Consider the following 22,782-nt stretch of genomic DNA (forward strand, 5'->3'; position numbering starts at 1 on the left):
TGTCAATTGCGATGCGCAAATGTCTTGACTTTCGACCGTGCCGCTTGCGATAGTCGGAGCCGGACAAACCGCGATTTCGGCCTTGGGCGCACCCATGGTGCGGGAACGAAAAGACGGGTGAGCAAGTTTTCAAGAGATCATGAAGGATCATTCGATATGACGTCCAAACTCGAACAACTTCGCGCCATCACCACGGTTGTTGCCGACACCGGCGATATCGAGGCGGTTGCGCGCCTGAAGCCGGTTGATTGCACCACCAACCCCACCATCGTTCTGAAGGCACTCGGCACGCCGGCCTTTGCGGATGCGGTGAAGGAAGCCGTCGCATGGGGCAAGACGCAGGGCGGCCAGTCCGACGCCGTGGTTGCCGCCGTTGCAGACCGTCTTGCCATTTCCGTTGGCGCTGCACTTGCGGGTCTCGTTCCCGGCCGCGTCTCCACCGAAGTGGATGCCGACCTCTCTTTCGATACGCAGGCTTCCATCGCCAAGGCGCACCAGATCATCGCGGCCTATAAGGAGCGCGGCATCGAGCGCGAGCGCATCCTCATCAAGCTTGCTTCCACCTGGGAAGGCATCAAGGCAGCCGAGGTTCTCCAGTCCGAAGGCATCGATTGCAACTTGACGCTGCTCTTCTCGCAGGCTCAGGCAATTGCCTGCGCCGAAGCCAAGGTCTTCCTCATTTCGCCTTTCGTCGGCCGTATCCTCGACTGGTACAAGAAGTCCACCGGTGAGAACTACACCGCCGAGACCGATCCGGGCGTTGTTTCGGTGCGCAGCATCTACAACTACTACAAGGCCAATGGCATCAGCACCGTCGTCATGGGCGCGTCCTTCCGCAACGTCGGCGAAATCGAAGCGCTTGCCGGTTGCGATCGCCTGACGATCAGCCCGGCGCTGCTGGAAGAGCTGGACAAGGACAGCGGCAAACTGGAGCGCAAGCTCTCGCCGGACAATGCCAAGCCCGAGCCGCTGAAGTCGCTCGATGAAAAGGCATTCCGCTGGGCAATGAACGAAGACGCAATGGCAACCGAGAAGCTCTCGGAAGGCATCCGCCTGTTCGCCAAGGATCTGGTGACGCTGCGCGAAATGGTCCGCAAGGAACTGACGCTGGCTGCGGCCTGATAAAAAAAGGGGAACAATCCACGTTCCCCTTGCGTTTACACAGCATAAATCTCCAGTCACTCAAAACGCGATCGGTCCCCTGCCGGTCGCGTTTTTTTGTTCGCCTTAGTCGGTTCCTTTTCCAGTCGCCACCTCGGAAATGCGCTTTGCCGCATCGCGGATCAGCCCTTCGCAAGCCTCACGCGTGGGCGCCTTGCCACCAAGCGGCGTGATATAGGGGCAGGTGATGACGGCAAGCGCCGTGCCGTCGAGCGTCAGCACCGGGGCGGAAATATTGCGGACGCCAGCGGTCTGCAGGCTGTCCATGGATTCGAAACCGTTGCTGCGTACCTGCCGTAGCCGCTCGGTGAGATCGGGAGGCACGGTCTCGCCACTGCCGCGCACCTGTTCGGTGATCATGATCTCGCGCTGCGCTTCGGTCTGGAAGGCGAGCAGCACATGGCCGGAGCCGGTGTGGAACAGGCTCATCTGCGCGCCCACCCGCATCGACATGGCCCAATAGGTGGAGGATTCCTGCTGGGCGATAACGACAACGCTGCCGCGGTCATAAACGGCCAGATGGCAGGCCTGTTCGGCGCTTGCGGAAAAATCACGCATGACAGGCGCGGCAAAAGAAACGAGCCGGCGGACCGGCGCGTGGAAATGCGCCAGCCCGAACATTTTCAGCGTCAGCGAAAAACGGTCGCCCTCAAGCCGCTGCACGTAACCCCGGCGCACCAACCGGTCAAGCATGCGGTAAAGCTCGTTGGGGCTTTTGCCGACGGCCTTGGCGATCTCGATCTGTGTCAGCCCGCCATCGGTGCGGGCCAGAAGCTCGAGAATGTCCAGGCCCTTGTCGAGGGCGGGGGCGCGGTATCTTTCGCTGTCGTCTTCTGTCATCTGGCCTCGATGCGTTTTGCGCGGTTGCGGCGCAAGTTTGCTTGACGCCATATGAATACCGCGTTTACATATGAATTGTCGATCCATATTTGAGATCACTGAAATTCAGCGGCCTGAACCCCGATGGGCGGGCGCGCTATAGCGGGAGGCTATTCATGGTGCAGGATTTTAACGGCCGGACAGTGGTGATCACCGCCGCCGGCCAGGGTATCGGCCGGGCGACGGCGGAGCGGTTCATCTCGCTTGGCGCGCGCGTCATCGCCACCGATATCAACGAACAGGCGCTTTCCACCCTGAAGGGTGCGGAAACGCGGGTTCTGAACGTGCTGGATGGCGAAGGCGTCAAGGATTTCGCCGCCGATATCGGCCATGCCGACGTGCTGTTCAACTGCGCCGGTTTCGTGCATTCCGGTACCATTCTCGATTGCGAGGAAAAAGACTGGGATTTCTCGTTCGATCTCAATGCCAAGGCCATGTATCGCACCTGCCGCGCCTTCCTGCCCGGCATGCTGGAAAAGGGCAAGGGCGCGATCGTCAACATGTCCTCGGTTGCATCAAGCGTGAAGGGCGTGCCGAACCGCTTCGCTTATACCGCATCCAAAGCGGCCGTCGTGGGTCTGACGAAGGCCATCGCCGCCGATTTCGTCACCAAGGGTATCCGCTGCAACGCCATCTGCCCCGGCACGGTCGATAGCCCGTCCTTGCATGACCGCCTGCGCGCCACTGGCAATTACGAACAGGCGCTCGCGGACTTCATTGCCCGCCAGCCGATGGGTCGCATCGCGACGCCGGAAGAAATCGCCGCGCTCGTCACTTACCTTGCTTCGGATGAGGCAGGCTTCACCACCGGCCAGATCCATGTGATCGACGGCGGCTGGACGGGCTGAGCTTTTTAAAAGAAAAGAGAAGAGGCGACCGGCGTAAAAGCCGGTCGCCTTTTTTATTCAGACGACGGCGCTTCCGGCCATCAGTGCAAGCACGAGGAAGACCAGGAAGATCACCACGGCGATGAAGAACAGAATTCGGGCCACGCCCGCCGCCGCTGCCGAAATGCCGGTAAAGCCGAATACGCCCGCAATCAAAGAAATAACAAAGAAAATAAGAGCCCATTTCAGCATGGAGCTTCCCCTTTCGCTTAATTTTCAAGAGTCTGCCGCCTCGCAGCGGACTCTTGAAAATGACGCGCAAAAGGCGAAAATGTTCCATGCGCCCGCAAAAATCGTTGTTTTAAATTCCTTTTTCAGCCGCCGCGTCAATCCGGCGGGCTTTCCAGGTGGTGCGGATGAAGGTTGCGACGAAGGCGATGCTCATGAACAGCACGATGGTGGGGGCCGGCGCACTGTCGATCAGGAAGCTCAGCCATATGCCTGACAGTGATGAGACGACCGCCACCATGATGGCGACGACAAGCATGGCGGAAAAGCGCCGTGTCAGCAGGAAGGCGATTGCACCCGGCGTCACCAGCATGGCGACCGAGAGAATGATGCCCACGGCTTTCAGCGCGCCGACCACGGTGAGCGACAGAACCATCAGCAGACCATAGTGCAGAATACGCACCGGCAGACCGATTGCCTTGGCATGTTGCGGATCGAAAGCATTCACCAGCAGATCCTTGCGCAGCAGCCCGAGGAACAGCGTGGCGAAAAGCGCGATCAGACCGGTCTCCAGCATGTCTGACGGGGCAATGCCCAGCATGTCGCCGAAGAGGATGTGATCGAGGTGCATGTCGCTCTGCACCTTCACGTAAAGCACCAGCCCCAGCCCGAACATGCCGGAAAAGACGATGCCGAGCACCGTATCTTCCTTGATGCGGCTGTTTTCCTTGATGAAACCGGTGCCGAGCGCGCAGATCATGCCGGCGATGAAGGCGCCGATCGAAAGCGGAATGCTGACGATATAGGCGATCACCACGCCCGGCAGCACGGCGTGGGAAACCGCATCCCCCATCAGCGACCAGCCCTTCAGCACCAGAAAACAGGAGAGCATCGCCATCGGCACCGCGATCATCAGGGTGATCACGAAGGCATATTGCATGAAAGGCAATTGAAACGGCAGGATGGCGAGTTCGAGATATTCGCTCATGGCGTTTCCTCCAGTGCCTTGCGGGCCTTGGCCCTGGAGGCGAGCAGGCCATGTTTGGGCGCAAATATAAAGGCAGTCAGGAAGATCGCGGTTTGCAGCACAACGATGACGCCGCCGGTGGCGCCATCGAGGAAATAGCTGAGATAGGCGCCCACGAAACTGGTGGCCGCGCCGATGATGAGGCTCATCAGGATCAGCCGCTCGAAACGGTCGGTCAAGAGATAGGCGGTGGCGCCCGGCGTCACCACCATGGCGACGACGAGGAAGGCCCCAACCGTCTGCAGTGCGGCCACCGTGGAGGCGGCGAGCAGGGTGAAGAAGATCACCTTCAGCACTTCAGGCTTCAGCCCCACGGTGCGGGCATGGTTTTCATCGAAAAACACCACCATGAAGTCGCGCCATTTTAATGCCAGAACCAAAAGGCTGATGCCGCCGATCAGCGCCAGCTGGATGGTGTCTTCGGTGGTGATTGCCAGGATATTGCCAAGCACGATGGTCTGGATATTGATCGAGGTCGGCGACAGCGAGACCATGAACAGCCCCAGCCCGAAAAACGAGGTGAAGATCAGCCCGATGATCGCGTCTTCCTTGAGCCTCGTCTTCTGGTTCAGGAACAGCATGGAGCCGGCGGCAAGCCCACCGGAAAGAAAGGCCCCGAGGGAAAAGGGCAGGCCGAGCATATAGGCGCCGGCGACACCCGGAACGATGGCATGGGAGAGCGCATCGCCGATCAGCGACCAGCCCTTCAGCATCAGATAGGCAGACAGAAAACCGCAGACGCCGCCGACCAGCGCGCTGACCCAGATGGCGTTCAGCATGTAGCCATAGGTGAAGGGCTCAAGAAGGCTGTTTATCATCGACTTTTTCTTTCGAAGCCTCGGGATCATGGCCGTTCTGGCCATTCCTGCCGTAAATCACGAAGGGCCGTTCGTCATCGGTGATGACCTTTACCCGGCGTGGATCGGCATCGTCATGCAGGTCGGCCCCGCCAAGGATGAAGTGGCGCAGGCTGCCGCCGAAGGCTTTTTGCAGGTTTTCCTCGGTAAAGGTATCCTCTGTCTTGCCTGACGCCAGAACCGTGCCCTTGACGAAGACGGCGCGGTCACAGAATTCCGGCACGCTGCCGAGATTGTGGGTGGAGACCAGCATGACGCGGCCTTCGTCGCGCAGCGCTTTCAGAAGTGCGACGATCTGTTCTTCCGTCGTTACGTCGACACCGGTGAAGGGTTCGTCGAGCAGGATGACCTGACCCTCCTGCGCCAGTGCGCGGGCCAGAAACACCCGCTTCTTCTGCCCGCCGGAAAGCTCGCCGATCTGCCTTTTGCGATAATCGAGCATGTTGACGCGTTTCAGCGCCTCTTCCACCATCTGGTGATCGCGTTTGGAGGGGATGCGCAGGAAGTTCATGTGGCCATAACGGCCCATCATCACCACATCCTCCACCAGCACCGGAAAGCTCCAGTCCACCTCCTCGGCCTGCGGCACATAGGCAACGAGGTTTTTCCGGAGCGCTTCCTTCACCGGCAGGTCGAAGATCGAGACGGAACCGGCGGCCAGCGGCACGAAACCCATGATCGCCTTGAAAATCGTGGACTTGCCGGCGCCATTGACGCCGACAAGTGCAGTGATCGTTCCGCGGGGAATGGAAAAGCTGGCATTTCTTAATGCGGTGTGGCCATTGCGATAGGTCACTGTCGCATTTTGAACCGTAAGGCCGCCGGCTATTTTTTTACCGCCCATCCTCATGATGACAGGCCTTTTGCGATGGTCTCGCTCGTCACCCGCAGCAGATCGAGATAGGTCGGAACCGGGCCGTCCGCTTCGCTCAGCGAATCCACGTAGAGTATGCCGCCATAGGTTGCGCCGGTTTCCTTGGCCACCTGTTCGGCTGGATCGGCGGAAACCGTGCTTTCGCTGAAGATGACCTGGATATTGTGCTCGCGCATGGCGTCGATTACGCCGCGGACCTGCTGCGGTGTGCCCTGGCTGTCGGCATTGACCGGCCACAGGAACAGTTCCTTCAGCCCGAAATCGCGGGCGAGATAGGAGAAGGCACCTTCACTCGTTACCAACCAGCGCTTGTTTTCCGGCAGAACGGAAAGCGTATCACGAATGGGCTGGACGGTGGCCTTGATCTTGTCCGAATAGGCCTTGGCATTTGCGGCATAGACATCGGCATGGGCAGGGTCGATCTCGGCAAGGCCCTTGCGGATATTTTCCACATAGATCAATGCGTTATCGGGGGACATCCAGGCGTGTGGATTGGGTTTTCCCTGATAGGCGCCGCCGCTGATCGCCATGGGTTCCACACCGTCGCTCACCGTCACGCTCGGCACGCCGGAGAGGTTGGCCAGGAATTTTTCAAACCACAATTCCAGATTGAGGCCATTGCGCAATACCAGATCGGCCTTGCGGGCTTTGAGGATGTCGCGCGGGGTTGGCTGGTAGTTGTGAATTTCAGCGCCCGGTTTTGTAATGCTTTCCACTTCAGCCGCATCCCCCGCCACGTTGCGGGCCATGTCGGCGATGATAGTGAAGGTCGTCACCACCTTCGGTTTTTCCTGCGCCACCGCGGCTGCGGGGAGAAAAAGTGAGAAAGCAAAAAGAGCATGCCGGATTTTCTGGAAGTTCACGTCTGTCACCGAATGTTTGTTGCGATTAATTCGCAATACCATCTGTTATAAAATCACGCTTGTCAACGCTATTGCAAATCATTCGCAATTTAGCAGCATTTGAAAATGTCTGAAAATGGTGCGTTTTTGCCGGCGTTGCGCCGGGGTGGTTAAACTTTTTTCAATGAGAAAGCGGCAGTATCGTAAGGCTCGGACAGCGAGGTTGCGAGCTTATCCCGCGTGTGTTTCTCATCATCAGAGCCACGTTTCGGGGTGAGGGCGATAAGGCGGGGTACTTGATGTCAGGATGTTGTGGGTGAAAGCTGTATTCGGACGAATGCGGTTTTCGCGCAAACTCGTTGTGATCGTAGGCGGGATCCTGCTTTTGGCGGGTGCGACCGGTTCTGCTGCCGTGTTCATCGGCAGCGATCGGCTGCTTGGCCCATCCTACGCTTCCACCAACGGGCTTTCCTGCGACGCAGTCCAGACGGTCAACATCCGCAAGAACGGTTCCTTATGGGTGCGCAAATTCATCCGCACCGCAGGCGGTGATGGCACGGAGCGGTTGAAGACCGCGCTCCGCGTCGCCAAAGCGGTTTACGACAAACAGAAGCCCGATCTGGTGCAGGTTTCGGTGCTCGACAGGAATGGCCCGCAATTGCGTTCGGAAATGCGCGGCCGGGCCATTGCCGCACAGGTCGTCTTCATTCCTGATCCCACCAAGATTCCGCAGGGCGCCGATGCCCAGCGTTATTCCGCTTTTTATTATGATGGCGCGGCCAATGGCAGCGGCCAGTTTTATGGGCTGCGTATCGATCTGCCGCTTGAGGACGCCGAAACCATGGCCGCGAGCCTCAGCGATACCGCCGATTGCGCGACGCCAGCTTCGGATGCCGGTTCGGAAGGCCATGAAGGCAAGGCTGCGAAAGGCGCTGCCGGACATGGCGAAGCCAAGGATGAGGGCAGCGGCCATGGTGCAGCACCCGCGGAGGCGGACGAAGGCGGGGCCGGTGCGGAAGCGCATGGAGAACAGCCGTCTCCCGAAGCACGGGGCGAACCCGGTGCCGATGAATTGCTGACTTCGACACCGGAAGCCGATGGCGGCAGCATCTTCAGCCTGACCTATCTGAAATCGCTGATTTTCGGAAAAGGCTCAACGACCGCGCAGGCGGCGGAGGAAAAACCGGCGACTGAGACTGCGCCGGCTGAGGAGCCGGCTGCGGGTAAGGCCGGGCATTAAGGGTTGTGAGGAAGTGGGCCGGTCCCGAGCTTGAAGAGCGAAGGCGGCCATGCGGCCGCCTTCGTTTTCGTTCGATCAATCCACCTTGTTGCGGCGGGCCGGGAAGAGGATGACGTCGCGGATCGACGGGGCGTTGGTGAGCAGCATGATCAGGCGATCGACGCCGATGCCGAGACCACCGGCGGGCGGCATGCCCTGGTCAATGGCGTCGAGGAATTCCTCGTCCAGCTGCTTGTCTTTTTCGCCACGGGCGTGCGCCTGTTCCAGCTGTTCCACCATGCGGCGGCGCTGCTCTTCCGGATCGTTGAGTTCGGAGAAGGCGTTGCCCACTTCCCAGGCGTTGCAATAGCTTTCGAAACGCTCGACGAGGCGCGGTTCGCCCGGCACTTCCTTGGCGAAGGGCGAAATGTCCTTCGGGAAATGCGTCACATGGCTCGGCTGGATCAGCGTGCCTTCGACCTTTTCTTCAAAGATGAAGGCAAGGCATTCGCCCCAGGTCCAGTCCTTTTCGACAGCGAAGCCGGCAGCCTTGGCGGCGGCGCGGGCTTCTTCATCCGTCTTGAGGGCAAGGAAGTCGATGCCGGTTGCTTCCTTCACCGCGTCAGGCATCGGCACGCGCTTGAACGGGCCCTTGAAGGAAATCGTCTGGCCCTGGAATTCTACTTCGGTCGTGCCGTGAAGGGCAATTGCCAGCGTCTCGAACAGCCGCTCCACGAGACCCATGATGTCCTCGTAATCGGCATAGGCCCAGTAGCACTCCATCATGGTGAATTCAGGATTGTGCCTTGTGGAGACGCCTTCGTTGCGGAAGTTGCGGTTGATTTCAAAGACCTTGTCGGTCAGGCCTGAAACCAGCGTGCGCTTCAGGAACAGTTCCGGCGCGATGCGCAGATACATGTCCATCTTCAGCGTGTTGTGGAAGGTCTTGAACGGATCAGCCGTCGCGCCGCCATAGATGGTCTGCAGCATCGGCGTTTCCACCTCGAGGAAGCCTTCGGTCTCCATGAAGCGGCGGATGCCGGAAAGGATTTTCGAGCGTTGCAGGAAGCGCAGCTTGGATTCCTCGTTGGAGAGGATGTCCAGATGACGCTTGCGGTAACGCAGCTCGATGTCGGAGACGCCGTGCCACTTCTCGGGCATCGGCAGCAGCGACTTCGTCAGCATGGTGATTTCTTCGGCGTTGATCGTCAGCTCGCCGCGCTTGGTGCGGCGCACCTTGCCGGTGACGCCAATGATGTCGCCGATATCGATCATCGGCAAAAGGTTGCGCGCCGCTTCCGGTGTCGTATCCTTGTGGGAGAAGATCTGCACCTTGCCGGAGGCGTCATGGATATCCATGAACATGCCGGAATTGCGCGAGGAATAAACGCGACCGGCAACCGTCACCGTATCGCCGGTTTCGACGTCGGCTTCGATATCGGCGTATTTTTCCGAAAGCTCCGCATTGCTCATGGTGCGGTGGAAATGCGCCGGATAGACGTCACCGATCTGCTCGCGCAGCAGCGCAAGTTTCTGGCGGCGCACTTCTGTCGCGTCGGAGGAGAGGACGGTGGTTTCGGTCGTCTTGTCGTTCATGGTGTTGGCCTTTAACGGGCTTGTTCGTTGCGGTTACCCTTGGCGCTCTGGGTTACCCCCCTCTGTCCTGCCGGACATCTCCCCCACAAGGAGGGAGATCGACAAGCGGCTGGCACCTTGCCCAAGAAACGAGCGGGTTCAGCACCTGATCTCCCCCCTTGTGGGGGAGATGCCCGGCAGGGCAGAGGGGGTACCCCAAGCAGAGGGATATATTTCAGTGTGCTGCCGTCACCGCCAGCACATAACTATCAGCTTCCGCTGCCAACCATCGTGGCCACAACGGCGATCGCCATCTTCAACCGCTGGCGCACAACGGAGCGGCCGAGCAGCGCCATCGAGTCAAACAGCGGCAGCGAGCGCGAGGAACCGGAGACGGCGACGAAAAGCGGCGGCGTCACGACGCGCAGCTTCTTGCCCGTGCGTTCGGCCACATCGCGCAGTTCGGCCTCGATCGCTTCCACGTTCCAGTCCGGCATCTTCTCGAGGTCTGCGGCAACCGTGGTGAGGATTTCGTGAATTTCCTCCGGTTTGCTCTTCAGCCCGGCAAAGGAAGCCGGCGTCAGGCCGACATCGCTCGAAAGCAGGAAGCCTGCAAGGTTCGGCAACTCGCCGAGTCTCGAAATGCGGCTCTGGGCAAGCTTCAGGCCTTCGGTCAGGCGGGCATTTTCCATCGCCCATTCCAGCGTGCGGGCAATGAATTCTTCCGGGGAAAGCTTCTCGCGCAGCCAGCGGCCGTTCAGCCAGTCCAGCTTCTGGATATCGAAGATGGCACCGGCCTTGGAAAGCGCTTCCGGATCGAACTTCGCCGCCAGCTCGTCCATGGTCAGGAGCTCTTCGCCTTCGGCGATCTGGATGAAGAAAAGGCCGAGGAAGTTCATCAGCGCTTCCGGCAGGTAACCCAGCGCGGAATAATAGGAGATCGAGGTCGGGTTCTTGCGCTTGGAAAGCTTCGACTTGTCGGCATTGCGCATCAGCGAGAGATGCATGAACACCGGCTGCTCCCAGCCGAAATAACGGTAAAGCAGGATGTGCTTGGGCACGGAGGCCAGCCACTCTTCGCCGCGCGCTACATGGGTGATCTTCATCAGATGGTCGTCGATGACGTTGGCCATGTGATAGGTCGGCATGCCGTCGGCCTTGATCAGCACCTGCATGTCGACAGAATCCCACGGGATCGAGACATCGCCATAAACACCGTCATGGAAATCACACGAGCCTTCGGTCGGGATTTTCATGCGCACGACATTGGCCTCGCCGGCGGCGACGCGGGCGGTGACTTCCTCGGCCTTGAGGTTAAGGCAGTGGCCGTCATATTTCGGCGGCTTGCCGGCGGCGCGCTGCGCCTCGCGCATTTCTTCCAGCCGCTCGGGCGTGCAGAAACAGCGGAAGGCGTGGCCCTTTTCCAGCAGCTCTTCGGCATAGGGCCAGTACATGGACTTGCGTTCCGACTGGCGGTAGGGGCCGTAAGGGCCGCCGACATCGGGGCCTTCCGACCAGGTGAGGCCGGTCCAGCGCAGGGCTTCCAGCACCTTCTGCTCATATTCAAGGGTCGAGCGGGTGGCGTCGGTATCCTCGATGCGCAGGATGAACTCGCCGCCGTGTTTCTGGGCGAAGAGATAGTTGAACAGCGCGATATAGGCGGTGCCGACATGCGGCTCGCCGGTGGGGGAAGGTGCAATGCGGACGCGAACGCCGGAAGTGGTCATGAAATTCACTCGTCGTGGACGTGGCTGAAATATGGGTGGTTTCACCCGTATATCACGAAGTTTTCGTTTGGATGCGGCAGGAAATCATGTCGAAAGGCACAAATAAAGTACCTTTTGCACATTCCCGTTCGGCATCGGCTTAGGCCATATTATACCGCAGGCGTCAAGGAAATAAGGAGCTTGCGCCGTCTTCCCCGGGGCGAGCCGCGCCTAGTTGACCGGCCAGACGTAAAGCAGCATCGGAATGCTGGCGATGACGATCATGATCGACAGCGGCAGGCCAAGTCGCGGATAATCGCTGAAACGGTAACCGCCCGGGCCCATGACAAGCGTATTGCACTGGTGGCCTATGGGGGTGAGGAAGTCGCAGCCGGCACCGATCGCCACCGCCATCAGGAAAGCTTCCGGCCGGAAACCGAGCGTGGTGGCAAAACCGGCGGCGATGGGGGCCATGACCAGCACGGTGGCGGCATTGTTGAGGAAGGGTGTTACCGCCATGGCGGTAAGCAGGATCATGCCGAGCGCCGCGAAAGGCGGCAGCCCCTGCGCCGCCTGGCCGAGCCAGGCGGCGATCAATTCACTGGCGCCGCTGGTGCGAAGACTGTCGCTGACGGGAATAAGGGCGGCGAGCATGACGAGGATCGGCCCGTCGATGGATTTATAGACTTCGGCAAGCGGGATTGCGCCGACGACGATCATCAGGAAGGCGGCGGCGAAAAAGGCGACCGAGACCGGCACCAGCCCGCTGCCGGCGGCAAGCATGGCGGCGGCCAGCACGATGACGGGCAAAAGCGCGCGGCGCTGCACGCCGAGCAGGATTTCACGCTGGGCCAGCGGCAGAAGGGAAAATTCCTGCAGCACCTGCGGCAGGTTCTTGCGGCTGCCCTGCAACAGAATGACATCGCCCGCCTGCAGGGTCAGCTCAGAGAGCCGCTGGCTGACGCGCTGGCCGCGGCGGCTGACGGCGATCAGATTGACGCCGCGCGTATAGGACAGCGAAAGCTCGCGGGCGGAAATGCCACTCAGCACCGATTCATTGCTGATCACCGCTTCCATGGAGATGAGATCGCCGGTTTTCTGGCCGTTTTCGGTCAGCGGTTTGCCGGAGAGCAGCAATTTCGCCTGCGAAACGATGCGGTCCAGCCCTTCGGGGCTGCCTTCCAGCAGAACCGTGTCGCCGGCCTTCAGCTTGACGTCGGGGAAGGGGGAGATGCGCCGCGGTCCGCGCAGGATGGTGCTGGCGATCACGTCGCCGTCGGCCTGTTTCAAGAGTTCGCGCAGCGGCCTGTCGGCAAAGGTGCTGTCGGCCGGCAGCGTTGCCTCCGCCGTATAGGCCGCCTGATCGAGGGCATCTTCCACCGATGCCTGCTGGCGGTTGCGCACCGGCAAAAGCCGGTAACCGAAGGTCAGGAAGATGATGCCGATCACTGTCAACCCCGCACCGACGGGGGTGAAGTCGAACATCGAAAAGCTCTGGCCGGTCATTTCTTCGCGCAATCGGGAAACGACGATGTTGGGCGAGGTGCCGATCTGCGTCATCAGCCCGCCAAGCAGCGCGGCAAAGGCCATCGGCATCAGATAATAGGAGACGGGGCTGCCGGATTTGCGGGCAAACTGGAAAGCGACCGGCATCATGATGGCAAGTGCGCCGATATTCTTGATGAAGGCCGACATGATGGCGACGACGATCATCAGAAAGGCCAGTTGCAGGCCCTTGGAGTGCATTTCCGGGAAATATTTCTTGATCGTCATGTCAACGACCCCCGAGCGCGCCACGGCCGAACTGACGATCAGCGCGCTTGCGACGATGATGACGATATCATCGGAAAAACCGGAGAAAGCCTTGTTGAACGGCACGACACCAAGCGCCACCGCCACCAGCAATGCACTGCAGGCGATGACGTCGTAACGAAACCTGTCCCAGATGAATGCTGCCATCATGCCGGCGATCACGGTGAAGGCGAGGATCTGGTCGGTCGTCATGCTTGCCTGTGCTTTCGAAGGAGAGGCGCCGGTAGAGGGCTCTATCGGTGATGGTGCCGAAGAACGCAAGGCGGGGTCATGCGGTTCCGGGCCGGAGCTTCATATCTCTCCGTCATGCCGGATTTGATCCGGCATGACGGAGACAATCGCGTTGATACCGGGGCGTTAACACCGGGGTGTTAATGCCGGGTGTCGCCCGAAGCCTACGCCTTCTTGCGCTGCCGCGCATTGCGCGCAAACATGTTGAGCACCTCCACTAGCGCCGAAAACGCCATGGCGGCATAGACGTAACCCTTCGGCACATGGAAGCCCATGCCTTCGGCGATCAGCGTGGTGCCGATCATCATCAGGAAGGCGAGCGCTAGCATGACGATGGTCGGGTTGCGCTCGATGAAGTTGGCGAGCGGTGTTGCGGCAAGCAGCATCACGGCAACGGCAACGACGACGGCGACGATCATGATCGGCAGGTGCGGTGTCATGCCGACGGCGGTGATGATGCTGTCGACCGAAAAGACGAGGTCGAGCAGCAGGATCTGGCCGATGGCCGCGCCGAAGTTCATCGCCACCGGGCCGCCCACCATGTCTTCCTTGTGATCTTCAGGATCGACATTGTGGTGAATTTCCTTGGTGGCCTTCCAGACGAGGAAGAGACCGCCGGCGATCAGGATCATGTCCTTCCACGAGAAGGCGTGGCCGAAGACTTCAAACACCGGTGTGGTGAGCTGCACGATCCAGGCAACGGTGCCGAGCAGACCGAGACGCATGACGAGGGCAAGGCCGATGCCGATCTTGCGGGCTTTTTCGCGCTGTTCAGGCGGCAGCTTGTTGGTCAGGATCGAGATGAAGATCAGGTTGTCGATGCCGAGCACGACCTCCATGACGATCAGCGTGACGAGCGCCACCCAGGCGGCGGGATCGGACAGAAGAGGGAGAATGGACTCCATCAGGGGAAATTTCCTTTCAGCAACAAGGCCAGCCGAAACATTCGGTGGGTGGAATTTATAGCGCAATACGCGAGAAACAAGCGCATGAGGCCCCCACCACGCAAGATTTCATCGAAATTTCGCGCAGGCCGGGTGTCGGCGCTGGTGCCGTTGCTGAATGAAGTCAGGCCCTGTTGGTTCCGTAAGCCGCCATGAATACCGTGATGGCGCTGTTGATCACCCGGTCGAGTTCCTCTTCGGGAACCGGGCCATCGATTTCGCCGAACAGGCGCAGCTTGAAGAAGGTGCCGGTGGAAAGCTCTATATATTGCCGGGCGGCAAGCTCGACGTCGTCGACTTTCAGGTGTCCGAGCGCGACGTGATGCTCGATGAAATCCTGAAGCACGGTGCGCACATTGTTGGGTGCTGCGATGAAAAAACGCTGCGCCAGCTTCGGCATGCGGTCGATGACGCCGATGACCGAGCGCATGGCGGGGACCATGTCTGAACAGATCATCTTGTTGGCGAAGGCCTTGCCGAACTGCTTCAGGCCTTCGCGCACCTCTTCGGTGCCGGCCAGAATGTTGCGCATGGAGGTGGCGAACTCCTGCCGGTGCTGATCGACGAGGGCGGCGAACAGATCTTCCTTATTGGAGAAATAGACATAGATCGTGCCCTTGGAAACGCCTGCTTCCCGGGTGATGTCGTTCATGCTGGCGGCGTCGAAGCCCTTGCGCTTGAAAACGCGCCAGGCACCGGCGAGAATCTGCTCGCGCTTAGCCGGGTCCTCACCCGCCGCAAAACGCCCGGCGGGGTTTCCGGGACAGCCCGTTTCCATGTCCGCTTCCATATCCATGTTTTCCCCTGCCATCGTTATCGCCTCCTAGCACCACAATGGCGTAAAAAAAATTAACCAGACGTCGAACCAATCGGTTCGATAACACTTGATATGTGTCAGGAAAGAGATTATGTCAATCGAACCGAACGGTTCAGTTCGAAAAACTTTCTTCAATCTATCACGGTATACTCTCATGTCGGCCCAGAAGAATAGCGCGGTTCGCGCCGTCAACGATGCGGAAGAGGCGGATATCTCCGCCAAGGCCGAGACCTCTCCGGCAAAGCCGGCAGATGCCCCGCCGCAACAGCCGCCCCAGACAACCGCTGCTCCGAAGCAGAAGAAGCGTTCGAAGCTTCTGCCGGTCATCGCCGTCGCCCTTCTGGCCGGTGCCGGCTGGTACGGTTACAACTGGTGGATCGATGGCCGCTTCATGGTCTCGACCGATGATGCCTATATAGAAGGTGACATCGCCGTCATCGCACCCAAGGTGTCGGGTTACGTTGCCAAGGTGAATGTGGTTGAAAACCAGGAAGTCAAGGCGGGTGATCCGCTCGTGACGCTCGACGATGGCGACTATCGCATCGCGCTCGATCAGGCTGAGGCCCAGATCCGCACCGAGGAACTGTCGCTGAAGCGTATCGATGCGCAGATCGTCGGCGGCGAGGCGTCGCAGGAACAGGCCGTCGCCCAGAAAGGCGCGCTGGATGCCGCCCTTCGTGGTGCCGAAATCACCCAGAAGCGCGCCAGCGAATTGCAGGCGAAGGATGTTGGCACCGTTGCCGCTTCCGACAGCGCCCAGGTCGCGCTCGATCAGGCCAGGGCGAATGTCGTGGCCGGCGATGCGGCGATCTCCTCGGCAAAAGCCAATGTCGAGCTGCTGCGCGCCCAGCGCGAGGAAGCCGAGAGCACCATCCGCTCGCTGCAGCTTTCCCGCGACAAGGCCGCTCGTGACCTGTCCTTCACCGTGCTGAAAGCGCCATATGACGGCGTCATCGGCAATCTGGCGGTGCAGACGGGTGATCTCGTCTCGGTTGGCAAGCGTCTGGCTTCGCTGGTGCCGATGAATGAGCTTTATATCGACGCCAATTTCAAGGAAACGCAGCTGGCCAGCGTGGTGCCCGGCTCGAAGGTGCGCGTGCATGTGGATGCATTCAATGATGCGACCATTGAAGGCACGGTGCAGTCGATCTCGCCCGGCTCCGGCTCGGTCTTCTCGATGCTGCCGCCGGAAAACGCCACGGGCAACTTTACCAAGGTCATCCAGCGCGTGCCTGTTCGTATCGTCTTCTCCAAGGAAGACCTTGCAAAGCACAATCTGCGCGCGGGCTTGAGCGTGGTGGTTGATGTCGATACCCGCACGGCGCCGGAAACCACGAAAACGGCGCAAGTTAACCCGCAGGCCAAGTAAGGCTTCGTTGAGGGCAAGATCATGGCGGCTACGGTTGTCGGTACGGGCGGGGCCTCGATCCCCGCCGATCCTCCGATGGACAGGCGCAGGCTCATCGCGTTCTTTGCGATGGTCTTCGGCATGTTCATGTCCATTCTCGATATTCAGATCGTTTCCGCCTCGCTGGCGGAAATCCAGGCCGGCCTCGGTGCGGGGTCGGATGAGATCGCCTGGGTGCAGACCTCCTATCTGATCGCCGAAGTGATCATGATTCCGCTGTCAGGTACGCTGGCGCGCATCCTGTCCACGCGCGTGCTGTTTGCCACCTGTGCTGCCGGCTTCACGCTTTCGAGCGCGCTCTGCGCCACCGCCACCAATATCGACCAGATGATCGTCTACCGGGCGATCCAGGGCTTTATCGGCGGCGGCATGATCCCCTCCGTCTTCGCGGCGGCCTTTACCATCTTCCCGCCGTCGAAGCGCTCCGTCGTCTCGCCGATCATCGGTCTGGTCGCCACGCTTGCGCCCACCATCGGCCCGACGGTCGGCGGTTATCTCTCCAATGCCTTTTCCTGGCACTGGCTGTTCCTCGTCAACATCATTCCGGGCATCATCGTCACCATCCTGACCTGGAGCCTGATCGATTTCGACAAGCCGGAACGGTCGCTCTGGAAGAAATTCGACTGGTGGGGCCTCATCTCCATGGGGGTCTTCCTCGGATCGCTGGAATATGTGCTGGAAGAAGGCAACAACAAGGACTGGTTCAACGACGAACGTATCGTGATCGGGTCCATCGCCATGGTCATCGGTGCGGTGGTGTTCTTCTGGCGCGCCTTCAAGGTGGAATTCCCGGTCGTGGATATCCGCGCCTTCGCCGATAGAAACTTCTCCATCGGCTCGCTGTTTTCCTTCGTCATGGGCATCGGGCTTTATGGCCTGACCTATCTCTACCCGCTCTATCTCGGCCGGGTCAGGGGTTACGATGCCCTGATGATCGGCGAGACCATGTTCGTTTCCGGCCTTGCCATGTTCTTCACCGCGCCGATCGCCGGCAAGGTCTCCACCAAGCTCGACCCGCGGGCGATGATGGCCATCGGCTTCATCAGCTTCGGTTGCGGCACGTGGATCATGACCTATGTGACGACCGACTGGGACTTCTATGAACTGCTGATCCCGCAGATCCTGCGCGGTTTTGGCCTGATGATGTGCATGGTGCCGATCAACAACATCGCGCTCGGCACGCTGCCGCCCGCCCGCATCCGCAATGCGTCGGGCCTGTTCAACCTCACCCGTAACCTTGGCGGCGCGGTCGGCCTTGCGGTCATCAACACCATGCTGTCGCAGCGCACCGACGATCACTATGTGCGGCTGGCAGAACATATCAGCTACTCCAATCCGCAGGCGCTGGAATGGCTGAACAATGTCGGCGCGAACTATGATTCCTACGGGCTGGACGGCGCGTCCGTCGCGATCAAGAAACTGGTCGGCATGGTCTCGCAGCAGGCATGGATCTTGGCCTTCGCGGATGTGTTCTTCGCGCTGACGCTTTTGTTCGGCAGCCTGATCTTCATGACGATCCTGATCCAGAAACCCAAGGCAGCGCCGCCGCCAGACGCGGCGCACTAAAAAAATCCCCTCCCATCCACCGCAGAGCTGGGGCCGTCGAAAATGACGGCCCCTTTTTTTGTCTGCCTGTTGCCGCAGTGGATACGGGGCGAGCGGGTGCGGCATATTTCTTCTCCCCGTGGGGGAGAAGGTCGCGGCGGCGGGATGAGGGGGCAAGCTCTCGGTCAATCGCTAACGTCGCCCCCTCATCCGACCCTTCGGGCCACCTTCTCCCCGGCGGGGAGAAGAAACAAGCGGCACCGTTTTGCGAAGAGCCGCTGACCTCCACACTGCCTTTCCAAGAAATATGAGGTACGTACATCATTTTTCGGTTTACCTCGGTGCCAAAGCTGGATATTCAAGGGCGAGGGGAGGAGCCATGAAGCCGACAGTTCATGATATTGCCGAGCGCGCAGGCGTCAGCCTCGCCACCATCGACCGAGTGCTGAACATGCGTCCGGGCGTCCACGCCGCCACCCGCGCCCGGGTGGAGGCGGCGATTGCCGAGCTTGGTTATGTCCGCGATATCGCCGCCGCCAATCTGGCCAAGGGCCGCAATTATTCGCTGGTCTTCATCCTGCCGGGCAACGACAATTCCTTCATGGCCACACTCAGGGCCGAGGTGCGGGCTGCCGCCTCCCGCTCCCATCTGGAGCGCACGGCGATCCGCATCATCGAGGTGCCGCCCTTTAATGCCGCGGCGCTGACCGAGGCACTGGAAGTGGCGCGGCGGGAAAAACCCTCCGGCGTGGCTTTCGTCGCCACCGATTCGCAAGATGTGGCGGAAGCGGCAGACCGGCTGGCGGAAGACGGCATCGCCACGGTGACGCTGGTTTCCGATCTTTCCGGCTCACGCCGTGACCATTATGCCGGTGTGGACAATGCCGCGGCGGGGCGCACGGCGGCGAGCCTGATGGGACGTTTCCTCTCCAGCCGTGGCGGCGATATCGCCGTTGTCGCCGGTTCCATGCTGGTGCGTGACCATCGCGAACGTCTGGAAGGTTTTCGCGCCGTCATCGAGGCTGAATTTCCGCAATTGCGGCTTCTGCCGGTACTGGAGGGCAAGGATGACCCGGCAACCGTCGAGGCGCTGGTTGCCGGAGCGCTCGGCAATGTCGCGCTGTCAGGCATCTACAGCCTCGGCGCCGGTAATCGCGGCCTCATCCGGGCGCTGAGAGCCGCCGGCGGTGAAAGGCCGTTGTCTGTCATTGCCCACGAACTGACGGAAAACACCGCCAATGCGCTGCGGGAAGGCGTGCTTGACGCCGTGCTCAATCAGGATGCCGGCCACGAGGTGCGCAGCGCCATCCGCGTGTTGAAGGCACGTGCGGACGGCCAGTCTGTCATCGCGGCGCAGGAACGTATCCGTATCGACATATTCCTCAGGGACAATCTGCCCTGACAAGCTTTTCCAGGAAAAGTGGCCGCCGGTTTTCCATCCGGAAATGCGGTGACTTTTAAAAAACGCTGAAAGTGGCGCATGGAGCGCCGGAATGGAGAAATACATGTATCTCGGTCTCGACCTTGGCACTTCAGGCATCAAAGCCCTGCTGATGGATGGCGATCAGAAGATCGTCGGCTCGGCCAATGGCTCGCTTGAGGTTTCGCGTCCGCATCATGGCTGGTCGGAACAGAACCCGGCGGACTGGATCGTCGCCACGAAAACCGCCGTTGCTGGCCTGAAGCAGAAGTTCCCGAAAGAGCTTTCCGCCGTAAAGGGCATTGGCCTCTCCGGCCAGATGCACGGCGCGACGCTTGTTGATGCTGATGGTAAGGTGTTGCGCCCCTGCATCCTGTGGAACGACACGCGTTCCCATGCCGAGGCGGCTGCGCTCGATGCCGATCCGCGTTTCCGCAAGATCACCGGCAATATCGTCTTCCCCGGTTTCACCGCGCCGAAGCTTGCCTGGGTGGCGAAGAACGAACCTGAAATCTTTGCGAAAGTGGCGAAGGTACTGCTGCCGAAGGATTATCTTCGTCTGTGGCTGACGGGCGAATATATCTCGGAAATGTCCGACTCCGCCGGCACCTCATGGCTCGATACCGGGGCGCGCAAATGGTCGTCCGAACTTCTCGCCGCCACCGGCCTCGATGAAAAACACATGCCGTCGCTGGTGGAAGGCACGGATGAGGCGGGCGTGCTCCGCGCCGAACTCGCGTCCGAATGGGGCATTTCCGGCCGCACCGTGGTGGCCGGCGGCGCGGGTGACAATGCCGCTTCCGCCTGCGGCATGGGCACGGTGAAGGAAGGCCACGCCTTCGTGTCGCTTGGCACATCAGGCGTGCTGTTTGCCGCCAACGCGTCTTATCTGCCGAAGCCGGAAAGCGCCGTGCACGCCTTCTGCCATGCGCTGCCCAACACCTGGCACCAGATGGGCGTCATCCTCTCCGCCACCGATGCGCTGAACTGGTATTCGCGCCTCACCGGCCAATCCGCCGCCGATCTGACCGGCGAGCTGGGAGAGACGCTGCTTGCGCCAACCGGCGTTACCTTCGCGCCCTATCTTTCCGGCGAGCGCACACCGCATAATGACGCGGCCATTCGCGGCTCCTTCATCGGTCTTTCGCATGAAAGCGACCGCAAGGCGCTGACACAGGCGGTGCTGGAAGGTGTCACCTTTGCCATCCGCGACAATCTCGAAGCGCTGAAATCTGCCGGCACCTCAATTTCGCGCGTCACCGCCATCGGCGGTGGTTCGCGTTCGGCCTATTGGCTGGCCTCGATCGCCACCTCGCTCGGCGTGCCGGTGGATATTCCGGCAGAGGGCGATTTCGGCGCGGCCTTCGGTGCGGCCCGTCTTGGTCTGATTGCCGCGACAGGGGCTGATCCGGTGGCGGTTTGCTCGCAGCCGGAGACGGCGCGGACGATTGAGCCGGTGTCTGATCTGGCTGGGGCCTATGAGGAGGCTTATCGGCGGTATCACGCGCTTTATCCGGCTATTCGGGCGCTTTCGCATTGAGGTATTGGGGGTGTGGCTACCCCCCTCTGTCCTGCCGGACATCTCCCCCACAAGGGGGGAGATCGACAAGCGGCGGACACCTCGCCCATGGAACGAGCGAGTACGGCATCTGATCTCCCCCCTTGTGGGGGAGATGTCCGGCAGGACAGAGGGGGGTAACCGAACCCTCCGGCATTTCATCTAGACCCACCATAGGAGGACCCACCATGAGCACAGGTTTTTTCGGCGATATCGCCAAGATCAAATATGAAGGCCCCGACAGCACCAACCCGCTGGCCTTCCGCCATTACAACCCCGATGAAATCGTTGCCGGCAAGCGCATGGAAGATCACCTGCGTTTCGCGGTGGCCTACTGGCACACCTTCACCTGGCCGGGCGGTGACCCCTTCGGCGGCCAGACATTTGAGCGTCCTTGGTTCGAAGACAGCATGCAGGCTGCGAAGCTGAAGGCAGATGTGGCTTTTGAGTTCTTCTCGCTGCTCGGCTCGCCGTTTTATTGCTTCCACGATGCGGATGTGCGTCCGGAAGGCAAAAACTTTGCTGAGAACACGAAGAACCTCAACGAAATCGTTGATTATTTTGCTGAAAAGCAGGCTCAGACCGGCGTGAAACTGCTGTGGGGCACGGCGAACCTCTTCTCCAACCGGCGTTTCATGTCCGGTGCGGCAACCAATCCGGACCCGGATGTCTTCGCTTTCTCCGCCGCGACCGTGAAGACCTGCATGGACGCCACCAAGAAGCTCGGTGGCGCGAACTACGTTCTGTGGGGTGGCCGCGAAGGTTACGAAACGCTGCTCAATACCGATCTGTCGCGTGAGCTGGACCAGCTTGGCCGCTTCCTCAATCTGGTGGTGGAATATAAATACAAGATCGGCTTTGAAGGCACGATCCTGATCGAGCCGAAACCGCAGGAGCCGACCAAGCACCAGTACGACTATGACGTCGCCACCGTTTATGCCTTCCTGCAGAAAAACGGCCTGGAAAAGGAAGTGAAGGTCAATATCGAGCAGGGCCACGCCATCCTCGCCGGCCATTCCTTCGAACATGAGCTGGCCATGGCCAATGCCTTCGGCATTTTCGGCTCCATCGACATGAACCGCAACGATTACCAGTCCGGCTGGGATACCGACCAGTTCCCCAACAACGTGCCGGAAATGGCGCTCGCCTATTACCACGTGCTTGCCGGTGGCGGCTTCAAGAATGGCGGCACCAATTTCGATTCCAAGCTGCGTCGCCAGTCGCTCGATCCGCAGGACCTGCTGATCGGTCATATCGGCGGTATGGATTGCTGCGCCCGTGGCCTGAAGGCGGCGGCGAAGATGGTCGAGGACGGCGCGCTGTCGAAGCCACTTGCGGAGCGTTATGCCAAGTGGGATTCGCCGGAGGCCCAGAAGATGCTGCGCGGCGAACTGAAGCTCGACGAGATTACCGCGCTGGTGGAGCGGGAGGATATCAATCCCGAGCCGAAATCCGGTCGTCAGGAATATCTGGAAAACGTCGTCAATCGTTACGTCTGACGCGCAAGTCCATTGTTGAAAAAGCGGGGCGGGGGATCATCTCCCGCCCTTTTTATGCGCTGTCCATGGCGATCTTGCACCGGTCTCCCGCTTCCTGTTGTTGCACAATTGTCACAATCTCCAGCCGTACGTCCTCTGCATTGGTCAATGCCGCAACGGTTTGATCCATCTCAATTGGTGTCTCCCGCCCTTCGCCATAGTGGCCGTGACGGTCGTGGCACCGAGGATTCGCAGCCAGCCGTCATCAGTCGGTTTCTGGGTTGCCCGGTGACGGCTGCGGCATCGGCAAGTTCCGATGCGCCGGTTCGAGAAGGTGAGACGCGCCCTGGGGAATGTCCGAACGGATGCAGGCT

General features: G+C 60.2%; 19 protein-coding genes. 8 read left to right on the forward strand and 11 right to left on the reverse strand.

Features of this window, described 5'->3' with window-relative positions; translation table 11 throughout:
• The first annotated feature begins 156 nt into the window (after positions 1-156).
• Positions 157-1,122, forward strand: coding sequence for a transaldolase (tal, locus tag M0412_RS16835; RefSeq protein ID WP_269699456.1), 966 nt, complete (start codon positions 157-159; stop codon positions 1,120-1,122).
• Positions 1,123-1,227: 105 nt separating this feature from the next.
• Here the strand turns inward: tal and M0412_RS16840 are convergent, their stop codons facing one another.
• The gene (locus M0412_RS16840; protein WP_269699457.1) at positions 1,228-2,001 is read right to left on the reverse strand and encodes an IclR family transcriptional regulator; all 774 of its coding nucleotides are present in this window, start codon (positions 1,999-2,001) and stop codon (positions 1,228-1,230) included.
• Between the two features lie 155 nt (positions 2,002-2,156).
• Here M0412_RS16840 and M0412_RS16845 point away from each other — a divergent pair, with 155 nt between their 5' ends.
• Entirely contained in the window at positions 2,157-2,888 is a 732-nt protein-coding gene (locus M0412_RS16845) for an SDR family oxidoreductase (RefSeq protein ID WP_153516615.1), read from the forward strand.
• A gap of 57 nt (positions 2,889-2,945) precedes the next feature.
• Here the strand turns inward: M0412_RS16845 and M0412_RS16850 are convergent, their stop codons facing one another.
• The 5 genes from M0412_RS16850 to M0412_RS16870 form a co-directional block, all read right to left on the reverse strand.
• A complete protein-coding gene (locus M0412_RS16850) occupies positions 2,946-3,119 on the reverse strand; it encodes a DUF1328 domain-containing protein (RefSeq protein ID WP_003499086.1) in 174 nt (57 codons plus the stop codon).
• A gap of 109 nt (positions 3,120-3,228) precedes the next feature.
• Positions 3,229-4,083: a metal ABC transporter permease gene (locus M0412_RS16855; protein ID WP_269699459.1), complete on the reverse strand. Its 855-nt coding sequence runs from the start codon at positions 4,081-4,083 to the stop codon at positions 3,229-3,231.
• Entirely contained in the window at positions 4,080-4,940 is an 861-nt protein-coding gene (locus M0412_RS16860; RefSeq protein ID WP_269699460.1) for a metal ABC transporter permease, read from the reverse strand. Before M0412_RS16860 ends, M0412_RS16855 begins: the two co-directional genes overlap by 4 nt.
• Complete coding sequence (locus M0412_RS16865; protein WP_269699461.1) at positions 4,921-5,829, reverse strand: manganese/iron ABC transporter ATP-binding protein; 909 nt, start codon at positions 5,827-5,829, stop codon at positions 4,921-4,923. Before M0412_RS16865 ends, M0412_RS16860 begins: the two co-directional genes overlap by 20 nt.
• Positions 5,826-6,716 carry a metal ABC transporter substrate-binding protein gene (locus M0412_RS16870; RefSeq protein WP_269699462.1) on the reverse strand — a complete coding sequence of 297 codons (891 nt, stop codon included), beginning with the start codon at positions 6,714-6,716 and terminating at the stop codon, positions 5,826-5,828. The genes M0412_RS16865 and M0412_RS16870 overlap by 4 nt, the downstream gene beginning before the upstream one ends.
• A 286-nt stretch (positions 6,717-7,002) precedes the next feature.
• Between M0412_RS16870 and M0412_RS16875 the strand changes: the two genes are divergently transcribed.
• A complete protein-coding gene (locus M0412_RS16875) occupies positions 7,003-7,935 on the forward strand; it encodes a hypothetical protein (RefSeq protein WP_269699463.1) in 933 nt (310 codons plus the stop codon).
• 75 nt (positions 7,936-8,010) lie between these two features.
• On the opposite strand, the gene lysS is transcribed toward M0412_RS16875, so the two are convergent.
• The 5 genes from lysS to M0412_RS16900 form a co-directional block, all read right to left on the reverse strand.
• Entirely contained in the window at positions 8,011-9,510 is a 1,500-nt protein-coding gene (gene lysS / locus M0412_RS16880; RefSeq protein ID WP_269699464.1) for a lysine--tRNA ligase, read from the reverse strand.
• Positions 9,511-9,758: 248 nt separating this feature from the next.
• Positions 9,759-11,216, reverse strand: coding sequence for a glutamate--tRNA ligase (gene gltX / locus M0412_RS16885; RefSeq protein WP_269699465.1), 1,458 nt, complete (start codon positions 11,214-11,216; stop codon positions 9,759-9,761).
• A 210-nt stretch (positions 11,217-11,426) separates the two neighbouring features.
• Positions 11,427-13,199, reverse strand: coding sequence for an SLC13 family permease (locus M0412_RS16890; RefSeq protein WP_142842757.1), 1,773 nt, complete (start codon positions 13,197-13,199; stop codon positions 11,427-11,429).
• Positions 13,200-13,402: 203 nt separating this feature from the next.
• Positions 13,403-14,143 carry a TerC family protein gene (locus M0412_RS16895; RefSeq protein WP_269699466.1) on the reverse strand — a complete coding sequence of 247 codons (741 nt, stop codon included), beginning with the start codon at positions 14,141-14,143 and terminating at the stop codon, positions 13,403-13,405.
• A gap of 163 nt (positions 14,144-14,306) precedes the next feature.
• Complete coding sequence (locus M0412_RS16900) at positions 14,307-14,993, reverse strand: TetR/AcrR family transcriptional regulator (protein WP_142842759.1); 687 nt, start codon at positions 14,991-14,993, stop codon at positions 14,307-14,309.
• A 160-nt stretch (positions 14,994-15,153) separates the two neighbouring features.
• Between M0412_RS16900 and M0412_RS16905 the strand changes: the two genes are divergently transcribed.
• From M0412_RS16905 to xylA, 5 genes are all read left to right on the forward strand, one after another.
• Positions 15,154-16,368, forward strand: coding sequence for an HlyD family secretion protein (locus M0412_RS16905; protein ID WP_142842760.1), 1,215 nt, complete (start codon positions 15,154-15,156; stop codon positions 16,366-16,368).
• Between the two features lie 21 nt (positions 16,369-16,389).
• A complete protein-coding gene (locus tag M0412_RS16910) occupies positions 16,390-17,973 on the forward strand; it encodes a DHA2 family efflux MFS transporter permease subunit (protein ID WP_142842761.1) in 1,584 nt (527 codons plus the stop codon).
• A 358-nt stretch (positions 17,974-18,331) separates the two neighbouring features.
• Positions 18,332-19,354, forward strand: a complete 1,023-nt coding sequence (locus M0412_RS16915) for a LacI family DNA-binding transcriptional regulator (protein WP_142842762.1) — start codon at positions 18,332-18,334, stop codon at positions 19,352-19,354.
• Positions 19,355-19,457: 103 nt separating this feature from the next.
• On the forward strand, positions 19,458-20,912 hold the full coding sequence (gene xylB / locus M0412_RS16920; protein WP_142842821.1) for a xylulokinase: 1,455 nt from the start codon (positions 19,458-19,460) through the stop codon (positions 20,910-20,912).
• A 206-nt stretch (positions 20,913-21,118) separates the two neighbouring features.
• Positions 21,119-22,429, forward strand: coding sequence for a xylose isomerase (xylA, locus tag M0412_RS16925; RefSeq protein WP_269699467.1), 1,311 nt, complete (start codon positions 21,119-21,121; stop codon positions 22,427-22,429).
• The last annotated feature ends 353 nt before the right edge of the window (positions 22,430-22,782 follow it).

Source organism: Agrobacterium sp. O3.4, assembly GCF_041414895.1.
In the GTDB taxonomy this organism is placed as follows: domain Bacteria; phylum Pseudomonadota; class Alphaproteobacteria; order Rhizobiales; family Rhizobiaceae; genus Agrobacterium; species Agrobacterium cucumeris.